This is a genomic window from Sphingomonas qomolangmaensis (assembly GCF_024496245.1).
Classification (GTDB): domain Bacteria; phylum Pseudomonadota; class Alphaproteobacteria; order Sphingomonadales; family Sphingomonadaceae; genus Sphingomonas; species Sphingomonas qomolangmaensis.
In genome coordinates, this window is sequence record NZ_CP101740.1 from 1,071,619 (window position 1) to 1,088,226 (window position 16,608).

At 67.1% G+C, this 16,608-nt stretch carries 12 protein-coding genes and 1 tRNA gene; 7 read left to right on the forward strand and 6 right to left on the reverse strand.

All coding sequences use genetic code 11. The annotated features are described in order from the left end of the window. Positions 1 to 114: 114 nt before the first annotated feature. Positions 115 to 2,175 (reverse strand): ATP-dependent DNA helicase RecG, encoded by a 2,061-nt coding sequence (gene recG, locus NMP03_RS05095; RefSeq protein WP_256507438.1) that lies wholly within the window; start codon positions 2,173 to 2,175, stop codon positions 115 to 117. A 70-nt stretch (positions 2,176 to 2,245) separates the two neighbouring features. On the opposite strand from recG, the gene NMP03_RS05100 reads away from it, so the two are divergent. Both NMP03_RS05100 and mfd read left to right on the forward strand, forming a co-directional pair. Further along, positions 2,246 to 2,512 carry an FAD assembly factor SdhE gene (locus NMP03_RS05100; protein WP_256508017.1) on the forward strand — a complete coding sequence of 89 codons (267 nt, stop codon included), beginning with the start codon at positions 2,246 to 2,248 and terminating at the stop codon, positions 2,510 to 2,512. A gap of 140 nt (positions 2,513 to 2,652) precedes the next feature. Further along, a complete protein-coding gene (mfd, locus tag NMP03_RS05105) occupies positions 2,653 to 6,129 on the forward strand; it encodes a transcription-repair coupling factor (RefSeq protein WP_256507439.1) in 3,477 nt (1,158 codons plus the stop codon). 109 nt (positions 6,130 to 6,238) lie between these two features. Here the strand turns inward: mfd and NMP03_RS05110 are convergent, their stop codons facing one another. Both NMP03_RS05110 and NMP03_RS05115 read right to left on the reverse strand, forming a co-directional pair. Next, positions 6,239 to 6,664 carry a YybH family protein gene (locus NMP03_RS05110; RefSeq protein WP_256507440.1) on the reverse strand — a complete coding sequence of 142 codons (426 nt, stop codon included), beginning with the start codon at positions 6,662 to 6,664 and terminating at the stop codon, positions 6,239 to 6,241. Beyond that, complete coding sequence (locus tag NMP03_RS05115; protein ID WP_256507441.1) at positions 6,661 to 8,616, reverse strand: putative bifunctional diguanylate cyclase/phosphodiesterase; 1,956 nt, start codon at positions 8,614 to 8,616, stop codon at positions 6,661 to 6,663. The genes NMP03_RS05110 and NMP03_RS05115 overlap by 4 nt, the downstream gene beginning before the upstream one ends. Before the next feature lie 146 nt (positions 8,617 to 8,762). Between NMP03_RS05115 and moaA the strand changes: the two genes are divergently transcribed. The 4 genes from moaA (at position 8,763) to NMP03_RS05135 (ending at position 11,494) form a co-directional block, all read left to right on the forward strand. Next, entirely contained in the window at positions 8,763 to 9,761 is a 999-nt protein-coding gene (gene moaA, locus NMP03_RS05120) for a GTP 3',8-cyclase MoaA (protein WP_256507442.1), read from the forward strand. After that, positions 9,758 to 10,534, forward strand: a complete 777-nt coding sequence (locus NMP03_RS05125; RefSeq protein WP_256507443.1) for an NAD kinase — start codon at positions 9,758 to 9,760, stop codon at positions 10,532 to 10,534. Before moaA ends, NMP03_RS05125 begins: the two co-directional genes overlap by 4 nt. A 122-nt stretch (positions 10,535 to 10,656) precedes the next feature. Beyond that, positions 10,657 to 10,731 (forward strand) — tRNA-Asn (locus NMP03_RS05130). 154 nt (positions 10,732 to 10,885) lie between these two features. Continuing rightward, positions 10,886 to 11,494: a CC0125/CC1285 family lipoprotein gene (locus NMP03_RS05135; protein ID WP_256507444.1), complete on the forward strand. Its 609-nt coding sequence runs from the start codon at positions 10,886 to 10,888 to the stop codon at positions 11,492 to 11,494. 189 nt (positions 11,495 to 11,683) lie between these two features. Here NMP03_RS05135 and secA read toward each other — a convergent pair whose 3' ends face one another. Then, on the reverse strand, positions 11,684 to 14,428 hold the full coding sequence (gene secA / locus NMP03_RS05140; protein ID WP_256507445.1) for a preprotein translocase subunit SecA: 2,745 nt from the start codon (positions 14,426 to 14,428) through the stop codon (positions 11,684 to 11,686). Positions 14,429 to 14,538: 110 nt separating this feature from the next. Then, entirely contained in the window at positions 14,539 to 14,814 is a 276-nt protein-coding gene (locus NMP03_RS05145; protein WP_256507446.1) for a hypothetical protein, read from the reverse strand. A 114-nt stretch (positions 14,815 to 14,928) separates the two neighbouring features. On the opposite strand from NMP03_RS05145, the gene argJ reads away from it, so the two are divergent. Beyond that, the gene (gene argJ / locus NMP03_RS05150) at positions 14,929 to 16,149 is read left to right on the forward strand and encodes a bifunctional glutamate N-acetyltransferase/amino-acid acetyltransferase ArgJ (RefSeq protein WP_256507447.1); all 1,221 of its coding nucleotides are present in this window, start codon (positions 14,929 to 14,931) and stop codon (positions 16,147 to 16,149) included. 110 nt (positions 16,150 to 16,259) lie between these two features. Here the strand turns inward: argJ and trxA are convergent, their stop codons facing one another. Beyond that, complete coding sequence (gene trxA, locus NMP03_RS05155; protein ID WP_256507448.1) at positions 16,260 to 16,583, reverse strand: thioredoxin TrxA; 324 nt, start codon at positions 16,581 to 16,583, stop codon at positions 16,260 to 16,262. Positions 16,584 to 16,608: the final 25 nt, after the last annotated feature.

Below are 16,608 nucleotides of genomic sequence, written 5' to 3' on the forward strand. Positions count from 1 at the left end.
GAGGGTGCCCTATCTTCCGGCGCCCGTGGAAGGAACCGTTCGTTTCGAGCGAAGGCGAGAAACCGTTCCCGAAGCCCCGCTTCTCGACTTCGCTCGAAACGAACGGGTGGGGGGCTATCCGGACCGCAACAGCCCCACCGCGGCGTCGCGCTCGAACAGATACAGCGCCACCCGCGCCGCCTGCCCGCGCTCACCGCTCAAGCCCCCGTCGCGATCGACGAGCAGCCGCGCATCGCTATTCGCCGGCGGCAACAGCTCGCCGAGCATCTCGGGCGCCGCCAGCCGGAAGGTCATCTCGCCCGATTGCCGGGTGCCGAGCAATTCGCCGCTGCCGCGCAGCCGCAGATCCTCCTCGGCGATCCGGAACCCGTCATTGCTCTCGCGCATCAGCGCAAGCCGCGCGCGCGAGGTTTCACTGAGCGTTCCGCCACGCAGCAACAGGCACACCGATTTCCCGCCACCACGCCCGACCCGCCCTCGCAACTGGTGGAGCTGCGCCAGCCCGAATCGGTCGGCATGTTCGATCACGATCAACGTTGCATTGGGCACATCCACGCCAACCTCGATCACCGTCGTCGCCACCAGTACCCCCGCGCGCGCCTCGGAAAACCGCGCCATCTCGGCGTCCTTTTCGAGCGGCTTCATCCGGCCATGCACCAGCGCCACCGCCGCATCGCCGAAGCGCCGCCGCAACGTCTCGGCGCGCATCTCGGCCGCCGCCATGTCCGACGTCTCGCTTTCCTCGACCAGCGGGCACACCCAATAGGCCTGCCCCCCGCCCTCCAGATGCCGGCCGAGCGCCTCGACGACTTCGGCAAGCCGCTCCTCGGACAGCACCCGCGTTTCGATCGGCTGGCGGCCTGGCGGCATCTCGTCGAGCCGGCTGACGTCCATCTCGCCATATTGCGCCAGCGTCAGCGTGCGCGGGATCGGCGTCGCGGTCATCACCAGCAGATGCGGCGGCACCGCAGCCTTGGCCTGCAACAGCATCCGCTGCGCGACGCCGAAGCGATGCTGCTCGTCGACCACCACCAGCCCCAGCGCCTTGTAGGTCACGCTGTCCTGAAAAATCGCATGCGTGCCGATCAGGATGTCGATCGATCCGTCGGCCAGCCCCATCAACGTCGATTCGCGCACCCGCCCCTTGTCACGCCCGGTCAGGATCGCGACGGTGGCAATGCCCGTCAGCGTCCGCGACAGCGTCTCGTAATGCTGGCGCGCGAGGATTTCAGTGGGAGCCAGCAGCGCACCCTGCGCCCCGCCCTCGACCGCAATCAGCAACGCCATCGTCGCCACCAGCGTCTTGCCCGATCCGACATCGCCCTGGAGGAGCCGCAGCATCGGGCGGTTCTGCGCCATGTCGCCCTCGATCTCGCCGATGCTGCGCGATTGCGCGCCGGTCGGCGAATAGGGCAGATCGAGCCGGTCGCGCAGCCGCCCGTCACCCACCAGCGTCCGCCCGCGCTTCGACCGCGCCTCGCCGCGCACCAGCAGCAGCGCGAGCTGGTTGGCGAACACCTCGTCATAGGCCAGCCGCGCACGCGCCTTTTCATCGGCGGGATCGGCGTGGATGTTCGCGAGCGCCTCGCGCCAGCCGGGCCAGCCATGCTTGGCCTTCAGGCTCGGCTCGATCCATTCGGGCAGATCGGGCGCGCGCTCGATCGCCTGCGCGGCGAAGGCGGCTAGGCGCTTCGAGTTGATGCCTTCGGCCTGCGGATAGATCGCCTCGCGCCCGCCGACGGTGCTCGCCTCCTCGGGCGGCACGACGATGTCGGGATGCACGATCTGCAATTCCTGGCCGTACAGCTCGAGCTTCCCCGACACGAAGCGCGGCTCGCCCAGCGGGAGCAATTTCTTCACCCAGCCCGAATGGCCGCCGAAATAGACCAGGCTGACATAATTGCCCTTGGCGTCGACCGCATGCGCGCGCGTCGGCCCGCGACCCGCGCTCGATTTATAGTCGACCGCGGTCAGCTGGATCGCGATCACCCGCCCCGCATCGGCCATGTCGAGTTCGTCGCGCGGGCAGCGATCGATCCAGCCGGTGGGCAGATGAAACGCCACATCGACCACGCGCGACAGCTTCAGCCGCTCGAGCGGCTTGGCCATCGCCGGCCCCACCCCCTTCAGGACGGTTACCTCGGCGAACAATGGATTGAGTAGATCGGGTCGCATGCCTATCTGCCCCCATACACCAGCCGGCGGCCGCTTCCAGCGCCGCCGGTCTATCCGCGTTGGAGAGATGATGGACCGCGATACGAAAATAAAGCGCCTGCGATTTCGCGCCTGGCATCGTGGCACCAAGGAAGCCGACCTGCTGATCGGCGGCTTCTTCGACCAGCATCACGCCGGCTGGACCGACGCCGAGATCGAGCAGTTCGAGGTGCTGATCGAGGAACAGGATGTCGATATCATGGCGTGGGCGATGGGGACGCAAGCAGTGCCCGACCACTATCGCGGCACGCTGATGCAGGCGATGGAAACGCTCAACTACGTACCGATCGCGCGCTGAAATCTCCCCTCCCTGGAAGGGAGGGGCCGGGGGTGGGTCGAGGCCAGGCGATAGCGTCGCCGCGCATCCACTCCATCCGTACCACGAGCACGCCACCCACCCCCAACCCTTCCCTTTCGGGGAGGGGAGCAAAGAGCAAAATGCCCGACATCTCCACCGTTCTCGGCGCGCGCCAGCCGCTTACCCTGTCGGGCGTCGCCGCCGGCTTCGTCCCCGTCCTGCTCGCCGATCTGGCGCGTGCGGCACCCGGTGGCGCGGTGCTGATCGCGTCGGACGATGCAGAGATGCGCGCGATTGCGGGCACCGTGCCGTTCTTCGCGCCCGAAATCGAAGTGCTGCAATTCCCGGCCTGGGATTGCCTGCCCTATGACCGCGCCAGCCCGTCGCTGCGTACCATGTCCGAACGGCTGGGCGCGCTGCACGCGATCCAGACCCGGCCCACCCGCCCGCGGCTGTTCCTGACCACCGTCAACGCCGCGACCCAGCGCACGCTCACCCCGTTCCGCATCCGCCAGCTCGTCGCGCGGCTCGCCCCCGGCGAGCGGATCTCGCTCGCGCGGCTCGCCGAATTGCTGTCGGCCAATGGTTATCTGCGTACCGACACGGTGCATGACTCGGGCGAATTCGCGGTGCGCGGCGGGCTGGTCGATCTATGGCCGTCGGGCAGCGATTCGGCGCTGCGGCTCGATTTTTTCGGCGACGAGATCGAAAGCGTCCGCACCTTCGACCCCACCGACCAGCGCACCACCGGGCGGATCGACGGCTTCACCCTGCTCCCCGCCTCCGAAGCTTTGCTCGATGAAGCCAGCATCAAGCGCTTCCGCAGCCGCTACCGCGAACGCTTCGGCGCCACCGCGACCGGCGATCCGCTATACCAGGCAGTGAGCGAAGGCCGGCGGCTCGCGGGCATGGAACATTGGCTGCCGCTGTTCGAGGAACGGCTCGAAACGCTGTTCGACCACCTCCCCGACGATGCCGTCGTCGTCCGAGATGCCAACGCCCCCGCCGCCGCCGATTCGCGATTCGAGGGGATCGCCGATTATCAGGCCAACCGCGTCCGCGCGCAGAGCACCGATGTCGGCAGCTATCGCCCGCTCGGCACCGACCAGCTTTACCTGCTCGCTGACGAATGGGCCGGGCTGCTCAAGGAAGCGCGCGCGCATCTGATCAGCCATTTCCACGAACCCGCCAGCGCCACCGTGCTCGATTTCGAAGTCGACGGCCCGCGCGACTTCGCCCCCGAACGCACCGCGCAGGCGAACGTGTACGAAGCCGTGGTCGCGCACGTCGCCAAGCTGCGCAAGGAGGGCCGCAAGCCGATCCTAGCCAGCTATTCGATCGGCGCGCGCGAACGGCTGGGCGGCTTGCTCGCCGATCATGGCCTCAAGGGCGCGGCCCATGCCGAAAGCTGGCAGGAAGCGCTCGGCCTCGCCGCAAAGGACGCGGGCAAGGTCGCGCTCATCGTCCTGCCGCTCGATCACGGCTTCACCGCCCCCGGCATCGCGGTGCTCACCGAACAGGACATGCTCGGTGACCGGCTGATCCGCCGGACCAAGCGCAAGAAATCGACCGACGCCTTCCTCGCCGAATTGTCGTCGCTGTCGCCGGGCGACCTCGTCGTCCATGTCGATCACGGCATCGGCCGCTACAAGGGGCTGACCTCGATCCCCGTCGGGCAGAGCCCGCATGATTGCGTTGCGCTCGAATATGCCGGCGGCGACAAGCTGTACGTGCCGGTCGAAAATCTCGACGTCCTGTCACGCTACGGATCGGGCGAGGAAGCCGCCACGCTCGATCGACTGGGCGGCGAGGCATGGCAGCGCCGCAAATCGAAGATGAAGGAGCGGATCCGCGAAATCGCGGGCGAACTCATCATCGTCGCCGCCAAGCGCGCCACCCGCCCCGGCCAGATCGCCGAACCCGATTCGAGCGGCTATCCCTCGTTCCTCGATCGCTTTCCCTATGAGGAAACCGAGGATCAGGACCGCGCGATCGAGGATGTGCTGGGCGATCTTTCGGCGGGCAAGCCGATGGACCGGCTGGTCGTCGGCGATGTCGGCTTTGGCAAGACCGAAGTCGCCCTGCGCGCCGCCTTCGTCGCGGCGATGGCGGGGATGCAGGTCGCGGTCGTGTGCCCCACGACGCTGCTCGCGCGCCAGCATTACACCAATTTCAGCCAGCGTTTCGAAGGCTTCCCGATCCGCATCGGTCGCCTCTCGCGCCTCGTCCCCGCCAACGAGGCCAAGGGGGTGAAGGAAGGGCTTGCCGACGGCCAGGTCGATATCGTCATCGGCACCCATGCGCTGCTGTCGAAGGGGATCGACTTCAAGCGGCTCGGCCTGGTCGTCGTCGACGAGGAACAGCGCTTCGGCGTGACCCACAAGGAGCGGCTGAAGGCGCTGAAGGCCGATGTCCACGTCCTGACGCTCACCGCCACCCCGATCCCGCGCACGCTGCAAATGGCGATGTCGGGCCTGCGCGACCTGTCGGTGATCCAGACCCCGCCGGTCGATCGCCTGGCGGTTCGCACCTATGTCATGCCCTGGGACCCGGTGGTGGTGCGCGAGGCGCTGCTGCGCGAGCATTATCGCGGCGGCCAGGCCTATTTCGTCACGCCCAAGATCGCCGACCTGCCCGACATCGAGGACTATCTGCGCCGCGAAGTCCCCGAAATTCGCTACGTGGTCGCGCATGGCCAGATGGCCCCGACCGAGGTCGAGGAGCGCATGTCGGCCTTCTACGACAAGAAGTTCGAGGTGCTGGTGTCGACCACGATCGTTGAAAGCGGGCTCGATATCCCGAGCGCCAACACGATGATCATCAACCGCGCCGACAAGTTCGGCCTCGCCCAGCTATACCAGCTTCGCGGCCGCGTCGGGCGCGGCAAGACCCGCGCCTATGCCTATATGACGACGCCCGCCGAGCGGTTGATGACCGTGGCGGCCGACAAACGCCTGAAGGTGCTCTCAGACCTCGAATCATTGGGCGCAGGCTTCCAGCTCGCCAGCCACGATCTCGATATTCGCGGCGCGGGCAATCTGCTCGGCGACGAACAGACCGGCCATATTCGCGAAGTCGGCTACGAACTCTACCAGTCGATGCTGGAGGAGGCGATCATGGACGCCAAGGCGGGCCGCACTCGCGACGATGGCGAATTGCAGCCCGGCGAGTTCAGCCCGCAAATCACCGTCGATGCGCCGATCCTGATCCCCGAAACCTTCGTCCCCGATCTCGACCTGCGGATGGCGCTGTATCGCCGCCTCAACGATGTCGACGATCGCCCGGGGATCGAGGCGTTCGCCGCCGAGATGATCGACCGCTTCGGCAAGCTGCCCGAGCCGACCGAGAATCTGCTGGTGCTGATGGAAGCCAAGCTCAACGCCAAGCGCGCGTGCATCGCCAAGCTCGATATTGGCCCGCGCGGGGCTTTGGTGGCGTTCCATGCCGACCGGTTCCCCAATGTCGACGGGCTGCTCGCCTATGTCGCGCGGCTCGAGGGGTCGGCGAAGCTGCGCCCCGACATGAAGCTGGCAATCACCCGCCCGTTCGCGAACCCCAAGGCAAGGCTGAACGCCGCGCTGCAAATCACACGGGGGCTGGCAAAGGCGGCGGGGTAGTTCCCCTCCCCGTTCGCATTGAGCTTGTCGAAACGCCGTTCTTCTTCTGCCAACGCGAGAAGAACGGTGCTTCGACAAGCTCAGCACGAACGGAAAGAGGGGTTGCCGCTCAGCTGCTATGGTCCGCCACGATCCGCCAGCCTGTATCCTCACTCCGGAACACCAGCGTCGTCATGCCGGTCTGGCCCTCGCCCAGCCGCCACCGCGCGGTGAGCAGCGCGTGGCCCTCGCCCAGCAGCCGGAAATCCTCGAACACGAACGACAGCACCGGGATCGCCTCGTGCTTCGCCGCCGGGCCGAAGATCGCCGGATACCCCGCGATATAGCGGGCGCGGATCGCCGCCTTGCCACGCACCAAACCCTTGGCCCCGGTAAAGCTGGTCGCGGGATCATCCGAATATACCGCCAGGAACCGGTCGAGGTCGCCCGCATTCCATCCTGCTGCCGAATCGCGCATCGCCGCTTCGATCGCCACCCTCGGCTCGGGCACCTGCGCCACCGCGACCAGCACCGGCACCGCCCATAATCCGATCATTGCCGTCCCTCCACCAATGCCACCAGCGCCGCCACGTCGACCGGGGGCGCGCACAGGAACCCCTGGAAATACTGGCACCCTTCCTTGGCCAGCAGGTCGAGCTGCACGTCGGTCTCGACCCCCTCGGCGATCACCGCCAGCCCGAGCGAGCGCGCCATGTCGATCACCCCGCGCACCACGATCCGGTCGCGCGGGGTGCCTTCGATATCCTGGCTCAATTGCTTGTCGATCTTGAGATAATCGAGCGGCAGTGCCTTCAGATAGGCAAGGCTCGAATAGCCGGTGCCGAAATCGTCGATCGCCACCCGGCATCCCGCTCGGCGCAGTTCGGCGAGAAGCCGCGCTGCTTCGCCGAGTTCCTCGATCAACCCGCTCTCGGTGATCTCGATCGTCAGTCGCGAACGCGGGAAGCCGCTGGCGTCGATCCGCCCGAGCAGGATATCGGCGAAGTCGGGCTTGGCCATGTCGCCCGCGGTGATGTTGATCGCCAGCCGCAATCGCCCCAGCGCCGCGGGCCAGCCCGCCGCGCGGCGCAGCGCCAGCGCCTGGACATGCTCGGACAAAGCCAGCGCAAGCCCCGCGCGGTCGGCGGCCGCGAACAGTAGCTCGGCGCCCAATTCGCCCAGCACCGGATGCTGCCAGCGCGCCAGCGCCTCGGCCCCGACGATCGCTCCGGTCGCGATCACCACCTGCGGCTGGAACAGGATGTCGACCTGCCCCGCTTCCATCGCCTGGCGCAATTCGGTTGCCAGCCGCTCGATCTGGTCGCGCCCGCTCTCGCCCCTCCGCGAGTCAAGCGCATCGCCGACACGGCGGAGCAATGCGGTTGCGTCGTCGCCCTCGGCGCTCGCCGCGGTCGCGATCCGTGCGCCCATCGGCACCATCTCGCCGCCCACCACGAACGGCCGCCCCAGCGCTGCCCCCACCGCCAGCGTCACGCGCCCAAGGTCGTCCGCGCCCTCGCGCGTCGCCACCGCAAAATCGGCGCCGCCCAGCCTGGCGACCATCGCCCGCCGCCCCAGCACCGCCGATGCCGCCTCCTCGATCCGCTTGGCCGCCGCGCGCAGCAGCCGGTCACCTGCCGCGCGGCCATACGCCATGTTGACGACATCGAACCGCGCGAGCGTCACCACCGCGACCTGTAGCGCAGTACCCGCCAGAAGCGCGTGATCGATCCATTGCCGCGCACCCTGCTCGTCGCGCACCGCAGGCATCGTCTCGCGCAGCACCGCGCCGACGTCGGGCGGATTGCCCAGCGGCTCGACGAGCGACTGCAGCCGCCCGGTGCGCGCGTCGCGCTGCAGGTGCTGGACCACGCGACCCAGCGGCGACAGATCATGCGCGAAGGCCGTAACGGTGCCGCCGGCAAGCCGTTGTAGTGCGCGCGCGAGCATCCCGCGTTCGTCGCGCGTGATCTTACGCAGCAGCGCGCGCACCGTCTGAGTCTCGCCCAGCTCGAGCACCGCCGCCAGCGCGGGGGTCAGCTGCACCGTCCGCCGCGCGGGGTCGTAGCGCCACCCCAGCATGTCGGCGGGCCTGTCTTCGGCGCGTTCGGCATCGGCGATCCCGCGCCTGGCAAAACGCAGCGCGTGCAGGAACTCGGCCTCGGCGATCGGGCTGACCAGGAAATGCGTTGCGCCTGCCGAATAGAAATCGCCCAGCGCTCCAACGTCGCCGCGCGAAACGCATGCCAGGATCGCCTCGGGCCGTGACGCGCCGGCGCCCGCCAGCGCCGCTACCGCCGCCAGTCCTTGTGCCAGCGACCCGCGCGCATCTACCACCGCCAGTTCGGCGCCGCTCGCGCGAAACCGCCGCTCGACCGCCTCGTCGCGCCGCGCCGCGACCACGCGCCAGCCGCCGCGCGCCGCCAGCGCAGCAAGTTCGTCACGCTGCCGAAACGACAGGATGAACAGCGGAAGATGGGGCGCAGCGGAGGTATCGGCTTGTGTCACGTGCGCATGGGTTCCCCCGGCACAAGGTCGCGCCGAGCCATGGGTTTAGCCGCGTCCGCCCCGCGCGCCAATCCACGCTGGCCGCCACATTGGCCCAAGGGTTCGCCACCTTGTGCCATCGCCGGGCAGGCCTTAGCTGTAGCGCGATGCCGAATTCCCCCGCCCTGATCGATCGCCACGGGCGGACCATCCGCTATCTGCGCGTTTCGGTCACCGATCGGTGCGATCTGCGCTGTCGCTATTGCATGGCCGAAAAGATGAGCTTCCTGCCGCGATCGGCGCTGCTCAGCCTCGACGAAATGGCGCTGATCGCCGAACGCTTCATCGAGCGCGGGGTTAGCAAGATCCGGCTCACCGGCGGCGAGCCGTTGGTCCGCCGCGACGCGATCGACCTTGTCCGCCGCCTGGGACGACATGTCGGCACCGGGCTCGACGAATTGACGATGACCACCAACGGCACCCGGCTGGTCGAACACGCCGGTGCGCTCGCCGATGCCGGGGTGCGGCGGATCAACGTCAGCCTCGACAGTATCGACCCCGATCGCTTCCGCCACATCACCCGCCATGGTGACCTGCGACAAGTGCTTGCGGGCATCCGCGCGGCAACCGCGGCGGGGATCGCGGTGAAGATCAACACCGTCGCACTCAAGGGGCTGAACGAAGACGAACTTCCTGCGATCCTCGCCTGGACCGTTGCCGAAGGTCACGACCTCACGCTGATCGAGACGATGCCGCTGGGCGCGATCGACGAGGATCGCGCCGACCGCTTCGTGCCGCTGACGCGCGTATTCGATACGCTGGCCCAGCGCTTCGCGCTGGTGCGCAACGCGCACGATAGCGGCGGCCCAGCACGCTATTGGCAGGTCGACGGATCGTCGACGCGGCTCGGGCTAATCTCGCCGCTCACCGGCAATTTCTGCCAGGGCTGCAACCGCGTCCGGCTGACGACCGAGGGGATGCTCTACACCTGCCTCGGCCATGACGATTCGGTCGATCTCAAGGCGGCGATCCGCAGCGGCGGGCTTGCCGCGGTCGATGCCGCGCTCGACGAGGCGATCGCCGCCAAGCCCGCAGCGCACGACTTCAACGTCGAAGCTGGGGCCGCGCCCGCGGTATCGCGCCACATGAGCGTCACCGGCGGATGAGCGACGGCGTTCGCCGCGCGCTGGTCGGCTCGCCCACCCACCCCGCGCAGGTGGCCGAGCGCGAGCTGCGCGACCGCTACGAATGGGTGGCGCCCGACGAGGCCGACATGATCGTCGTGCTCGGCGGCGACGGGTTCATGCTGCAGACGCTCCACGCGATGCTCGAGCGCCGCCGGATCGTACCGGCGTTCGGCATGAACCTCGGCACTGTCGGCTTCCTGATGAACGACTGGCGGCTCGAGGGGCTCGACGAGCGGCTCGCGCGCGCCAAGCCCTTTCGCGTATCGCCGCTGTCGATGACCGCGACGACGATCGACGGCGAGACGCACCAGATTCCCGCGATCAACGAAGTCTCGCTGCTGCGTGAAACCCGCCAGACCGCCAAGCTCGAAGTCACGGTCAACGACCGCGCGGTGCTGCCCGAGCTCGTCTGCGACGGCATCCTCGTCGCGACCCCTGCGGGCTCGACCGCATACAACCTCTCGGCCAACGGTCCGATCCTGCCGTTGGGTTCGGCGCTGCTGGCGCTCACCCCGATCAGCCCGTTTCGTCCGCGGCGCTGGCGCGGCGCGATCCTCCCGGAGAAGGCCCGGATCGCGATCACCGTGCTCGAACCCGAAAAGCGGCCGGTCAGCGCGGTGGCCGACCAACGCGAGGTACGCGACGTCGCGCACGTCGAGATCGCGATCGATCGGATGCGCGGGCTGACGCTGATGTTCGATCCTGAACACGCGCTCGACGACCGGATTACGATGGAACAGTTCATCGCCTGAGCCTCAACGCGATCTTTCGGCGAAAGCCCGCTTGCCAAGCGCGAAAAACCACTGCTATAGGCCCCGCTCCCGCAGCGGCCCAGCCGCTTCGACGCGGGCGGCCTGGCCGCTCTCGACGGTGTTCCCCGGTAGCTCAGCGGTAGAGCGTTCGACTGTTAATCGAATGGTCGCCTGTTCGAATCAGGCCCGGGGAGCCACCGCCGCTCTTGCCGTTTTGCGGCATGGCGCGGCCGTTCAGCAACGATCAATCCTGTTCATGCCACTCTTCGTCGCTATACAGCGTGGAGCGCAACGCGCCGCCGCGCGTTGGTTTGGCTAAGCGTCTCGTCGGCGCGCCCGTGGAGAGTATGAATGACTGACCGCCGTTTCCGTCCCGCACTGCTCGCAATCGCGAGCACCCTGGCGCTGGCCGCATGCGCCACCCCCACCCCCTATGCGCCCGCGACCGGCCAGGGCTACAGCCGCACCGGCTATTTGGACGAGCAGATCGAAGCCAATCGGTTCCGCGTATCCTTCTCGGGCAACAGCGTCACCGCGCGCGAGACCGTCGAGCGCTATCTGCTGTTCCGCGCGGCACAGCTCACGCTAGAGCGCGGGTTCGACCATTTCACGCTGGTCGACCGCGATACCGAACGCCGCACGCGCACCCAGATCATCGATAATGGCTTTGGTCCCGGTTGGGGCGGTGGCTTTGGCGGTTTCGGCGGATGGGGCCCGCGCTGGCGCTATTTCCGTCCGGGCCTCGGCTGGGGCGGTTGGGGTGGCTGGGGCGGCGGCTTTGGCGGTGGCTTCGGCGGCGGTATGGCCGACATCCGCCAGATCGACCGCTACGAGGCGATGGCCGAAATCCTCACCGGTCGTGGCCCCAAGCCCGCCGACAATGTCCGCGCCTTCGATGCGCGCCAAGTGATCGAGAATCTTGGGCCCAACGTCGCGCTGCCCGAGCCGGGTCGTCGCTGATCGGGTGACTTGGTGATCGAATGCAAAAGGGGCTGCGCATCGGGTGATGCGCGGTCCCTTTTTTTGGCTTTCCTCCCCGCCCTGAAAGGGAGGGGTCGGGGGTGGGTTGGGCAGTTGGCGGACTTGGCCTCGCCTTGCCGGCCTACCCACCCCCAGCCCCTCCCTTCCAGGGAGGGGAGCCTCACCCGCTCAGGCCACCAGCGCGCCGTGGCAGTGCTTGTACTTGCGCCCCGAACCGCACGGGCACGTCGCATTGCGGCTGACCTTGCCCTCCCAGTCCGCCGGATCCTCGCCGATCGCTTCGCCCGTCGGCTGCGGGATCTGGAACGGCGGCATCTGCTGCGGCAGCGTGCCGAAGGTCGCGGCGTCCCAATCGTCGCTGTCGTCCTCGCCGGTCAGCGGGTCGAAATGATGCGTCAGGAAATCGGGAAGTTCGGGCAAGCCCGGAGGCGGCGCCATTTGGAACTGCGCGCGCGCGAAGGTGCTCGTCACGTCCTCACGGATCGCCGAGAGCATCCGCTCGAACATCGCGAAGGCTTCCTGCTTATATTCGTTGATCGGCGTCTTCTGCGCATAGGCGCGCAGATGCACCACCTGCCGCAGCGCATCGAGCATCGCCAGATGCTCCTTCCAGTGGTGATCGAGATTCTGCAGCAGGATCGACTTCTCGACCTGGCTCCACGTCTCGGGCGCGAGCCCTGCCGACTTGTCGTCGATCAGCTTGTCGGCGGCTTCGCGGATCCGCGTCTCGATATCCTCGGGCTCGAGCCCGTCCTGCTCGGCGATCCACTGATCGACGGGCACGTCGATGCCTAGCACCGCCTGCGCGCGCTCCTTCAGCCCCTCGACATTCCATTGCTCGTGATAGCTGTTGAGCGGGATCGCCTCGGCGACGATCGCGTTCACCGTCTCAGCGCGCATGTCGATCACGACGTCGCCGACGGTGTCGGCATCCATGATGTCGCTGCGCTGCTCGTAGATCACCTTGCGCTGGTCGTTCATGACGTTGTCATATTCGACGACCTGCTTGCGGATGTCGTAGTTGCGCGCCTCGACCTTCTTCTGCGCGGTCTCGATCGCCTTGCTCAGCCACTTGCTGCCGATCGCCTCGCCATCGCCGATGTTCGACCGCATCATCTTGGCGAACATCGTGTCGGGGCCGAAGATGCGCAGCAGATCGTCGTCGAGGCTGAGGTAGAAGCGGCTGAGGCCGGGATCGCCCTGACGCCCCGAACGCCCGCGCAGCTGGTTGTCGATCCGGCGGCTCTCGTGACGCTCGGTGCCGAGCACGAACAGCCCGCCGGCGGCGAGCACCGCCTGCTTCTCGACCTCGATCTCTTCGCGGATCTTGGCGATCGCCGCGTCGCGCTCGGGGCCCTCGGGCATCTCGGCGAGCTCTTCCTCGACGCGGAACTCAAGGTTGCCGCCCAATTTGATGTCGGTACCGCGCCCCGCCATGTTGGTCGCGATCGTCACCGCGCCGGCGCGTCCAGCCTGCGCGACGATGTACGCCTCCATCTCGTGATAGCGCGCGTTCAGCACCTTGTGCGGCACGCCCTCCTGGGTGAGATATTCGCCCAACAGCTCGGACTTTTCGATCGATACGGTACCCACCAGCACCGGCTGGCCCTTTTCGGCATGCACCCGGATCGCCTTGGCGATCGCGATGAACTTGTCCTGCATCGTCTTGTAGAATTCATCCTCCTCGTCGATCCGGCGGACCTCGACGTTGGTGGGGATGCTGACGACGTTCATCTTGTAGATGTCGTGGAATTCGGCGGCTTCGGTCGCCGCGGTACCCGTCATGCCGCTCAATTTGGGGTACATGCGGAAATAGTTCTGGAAGGTGATCGATGCCAGCGTCTGGTTCTCGGGCTCGATCTGCACGCCCTCCTTGGCCTCGACCGCCTGATGCAGCCCGTCGGACCAGCGGCGGCCGTCCATCATCCGCCCGGTGAATTCGTCGATGATGACGACCTTGTCGTCCTTGACGATATAGTCGGTATCGACCTTGAACATCATGTTCGCGCGCAGCGACTGGTTCACATGGTGGACGACCTGGGTGTTTTCGAAATCATACAGGTTCGCGCCCTGCAGCAGGCCTGCGGTTTCGAGCAGGCGTTCGATCCGCTCGGTGCCGTCTTCGGTCAGGATGATCGATTTCTGCTTCTCGTCCTTCTCGTAATCCTCGGGCGCCAGCTGCTTCACGATCAGGTCGACGCTGCGATACAAATCCGATTTGTCGTCGGTCGGGCCGCTGATGATCAGCGGGGTGCGTGCCTCGTCGATCAGGATCGAATCGACCTCGTCGACGATCGCATAGGCGAAGGGCCGCTGCGTCATCGACGCCCGGTCATATTTCATGTTGTCGCGCAGATAGTCGAAGCCGAACTCGTTGTTCGTGCCGTAGGTGATGTCCGAATGATAGGCCGCGCGGCGCTCATGGTCGGGCAGATTGGGAACGATCACCCCGGTGGTCATGCCGAGGAAACGGTAGAGCTGCCCCATCCACTCGGCGTCGCGGCGCGCCAGATAGTCGTTGACGGTGATGACGTGGACGCCCTTGCCCGCCAGCGCGTTGAGATAGGTCGCGAGCGTCGCCACCAGCGTCTTGCCCTCACCCGTCCGCATCTCGGCAATCTCACCGCGGTGCAGGACGATGCCGCCGATCATCTGGACGTCGAAATGGCGCATGCCCAGGATCCGCACCGATCCCTCGCGGACGGTCGCAAACGCTTCGGGCAGGATATCGTCGAGCGTTTCGCCCGCCGCCAGCCGATCGCGGAAGCGCGTGGTCTGCTGCGCGAGCTCGTCGTCGCTCATCGCCTGGAGCGAGGGTTCGAGCGCGTTGATCTTCTGGACGATCGAGCCGAGCGACTTGACGTAGCGATCGTTGGAGGAACCGAAAAAGGTCTTGGCTAGGCCACCGAACATGATGATTTCCTGATATTTTGGTCGCAGCGACCGGCCGCGAATGCACGTGCCGGGAGCGCTTGTATGACGAGAGCAAGGGGCGCGCGCGGGGTCCCGCGCCGGCCGGCAGCCTATTCGCGGCGGCGCGCGGGGCGTTCGTCGGCGGGCAGGAAGGCCAGCGCAAAGCGTAGTGCGTCGATACGCAGCGCCGGCGCGACGCGCGACCGCAACGCTTCGAACGAAGCGCGCAGCGGCACCGTCACCAGCCGCGAGGCAGCGACCGCAACCGATTGCGCGCGTTGCCCGACCGCACTCGCGGCAACGCGCGGCTCGTCGATGACCGTGGCGCCAGCGGCGATACCGGTAATCGCCGCAAGCAGCGCGTAGAGGAACGGAAGCAGGTTCACGATCCGCTACTTATGGCGTCGAACGATGAACGTCCACCGAATGCCGCCAAATAGTGCCGCGACCAGCGCCCCACCCCCGTAGCAAAGCGCCCCCAACCACGCTAACCCGCGCGCATGACCCGCTCCCCGCTCGCTTTGCCCTTCCCCGCCATCCCCACCATCGCCGGCGTCACCCCGCATGTCGCGCGCGCCGGGTACAAGCCGTGGGACCGCGCGGACTTAACCTTCGTGACGCTCGACGAAGGCACCGTCGTCGCGGGTGTCACGACGCAGAGCAAGTGCCCTTCGCCCGAAGTCGAATGGTGCCGCAAGGCACTGGTGCTTGGCCGCGCCCGCGCGCTGGTGGTGAATGCGGGCAACGCCAACGCCTTCACCGGCGCGCGCGGGCGCGCCGCTGTCGAGGCGATCGCCGCGCGCACCGCTGCGCATCTGGGCTGCCAGCCTTCGGACATCTTCGTCGCCTCGACCGGCGTGATCGGCGTGCCGCTGCCGATCGACAAGGCCGAGGCCGGGCTCGACGCCGCCTTCGCCGCGCCGGCCGCCTCTTGGGAAGAAGCCGCCGACACGATCGGCACCACCGACACCTTCGCCAAAGGCGCGACCGCGACCGCGATCGTCGATGGTCGCACCGTGACGATCGGCGGGATCGTCAAGGGTTCGGGAATGATCGCCCCCGACATGGCGACGATGCTCGGCTTCGTCTTCACCGACGCCGCGGTCGAGCCCGGCTTCCTGCAGGACGCGCTGGCCGAAGCCAATCGCGACACGTTTTCGTGTATCACCGTCGATAGCGATACCTCGACCAGCGACACCGTGCTGGTGTTCGCGACCGGCCAGGCGGGCAACCGCGTGCTGGGCGATGCCACCGATCCGGGCGCCGACGCCTTCCGCGCCGCGCTCGGCGATGTCTGCCGCCAGCTCGCGCATCTGGTGGTGCGCGACGGCGAGGGCGCGACGAAGTTCATCCGGGTCGACGTCGAAGGCGCCGACAGCGACCGCAGCGCGCGCACGATCGCGATGAGCATCGCCAATTCACCGCTGGTGAAGACCGCGATCGCGGGCGAGGACGCCAATTGGGGCCGAGTCGTGATGGCAGTCGGCAAGGCAGGCGAACCCGCCGAGCGCGACCTGCTGTCGATCCGCTTCGGCGGGATCGAAGTCGCGCGCGAAGGACTGGTGGTCGAAGGCTATGACGAGGCGCCCGTCGCCGCGCATCTCAAGGGGCAGGAGATCGAGATCGGCGTGAACCTAGGCCTGCACGAAGGCCGCGCCACGGTGTGGACCTGCGATCTCACCCACGGCTACATCTCGATCAACGCCGACTATCGCAGCTGAAGCACCCCGTCATCCCCGCGAAAGCGGGGATCCAGAGCCCGAACGGTCGAGGCCCAAACCTCAACTGCCGCCTTTGCGTATCCCCGCATCCGCCGGAATGACGGTTGCAATCAGCCCAATTCGCCCTCGAGCCACGCCTTCAACCGCCCCTTGGGCTCGGCCCCAACCTTGGTCGCCGCAGGCTGGCCATTTTTGAACAGGATCATCGTCGGGATGCCGCGCACGCCGTACTTGCCGGGCGCGTCGGGGTTCTCGTCGATGTTGAGCTTGGTGATCGTCACCTGCTCGCCCAGTTCCTCGGACAGTTCCTCCAGGCTCGGCCCGATCATCTTGCAAGGCCCGCACCATTCGGCCCAGAAATCCACCAGTACCGGCTTGTCCGACCCGAGCACGTCGGTGTCGAAGCTTGCGTCGGTGATTGCCTTGGTACCCATCGAAATTCTCCTGAAACGTCTTGAA

What these genes read in the sequence shown, in the direction of transcription:
- trxA (WP_256507448.1), bottom strand. Translation starts at nt 16,583, where the DNA reads ATGGGTACCAAGGCAATCACCGACGCAAGCTTCGACACCGACGTGCTC.
- NMP03_RS05100 (WP_256508017.1), top strand. Translation starts at nt 2,246, where the DNA reads ATGGACCGCGATACGAAAATAAAGCGCCTGCGATTTCGCGCCTGGCAT.
- recG (WP_256507438.1), bottom strand. Translation starts at nt 2,175, where the DNA reads ATGCGACCCGATCTACTCAATCCATTGTTCGCCGAGGTAACCGTCCTG.
- moaA (WP_256507442.1), top strand. Translation starts at nt 8,763, where the DNA reads ATGCCGAATTCCCCCGCCCTGATCGATCGCCACGGGCGGACCATCCGC.
- NMP03_RS05135 (WP_256507444.1), top strand. Translation starts at nt 10,886, where the DNA reads ATGACTGACCGCCGTTTCCGTCCCGCACTGCTCGCAATCGCGAGCACC.
- secA (WP_256507445.1), bottom strand. Translation starts at nt 14,428, where the DNA reads ATGTTCGGTGGCCTAGCCAAGACCTTTTTCGGTTCCTCCAACGATCGC.
- NMP03_RS05125 (WP_256507443.1), top strand. Translation starts at nt 9,758, where the DNA reads ATGAGCGACGGCGTTCGCCGCGCGCTGGTCGGCTCGCCCACCCACCCC.
- mfd (WP_256507439.1), top strand. Translation starts at nt 2,653, where the DNA reads ATGCCCGACATCTCCACCGTTCTCGGCGCGCGCCAGCCGCTTACCCTG.
- argJ (WP_256507447.1), top strand. Translation starts at nt 14,929, where the DNA reads ATGACCCGCTCCCCGCTCGCTTTGCCCTTCCCCGCCATCCCCACCATC.
- NMP03_RS05110 (WP_256507440.1), bottom strand. Translation starts at nt 6,664, where the DNA reads ATGATCGGATTATGGGCGGTGCCGGTGCTGGTCGCGGTGGCGCAGGTG.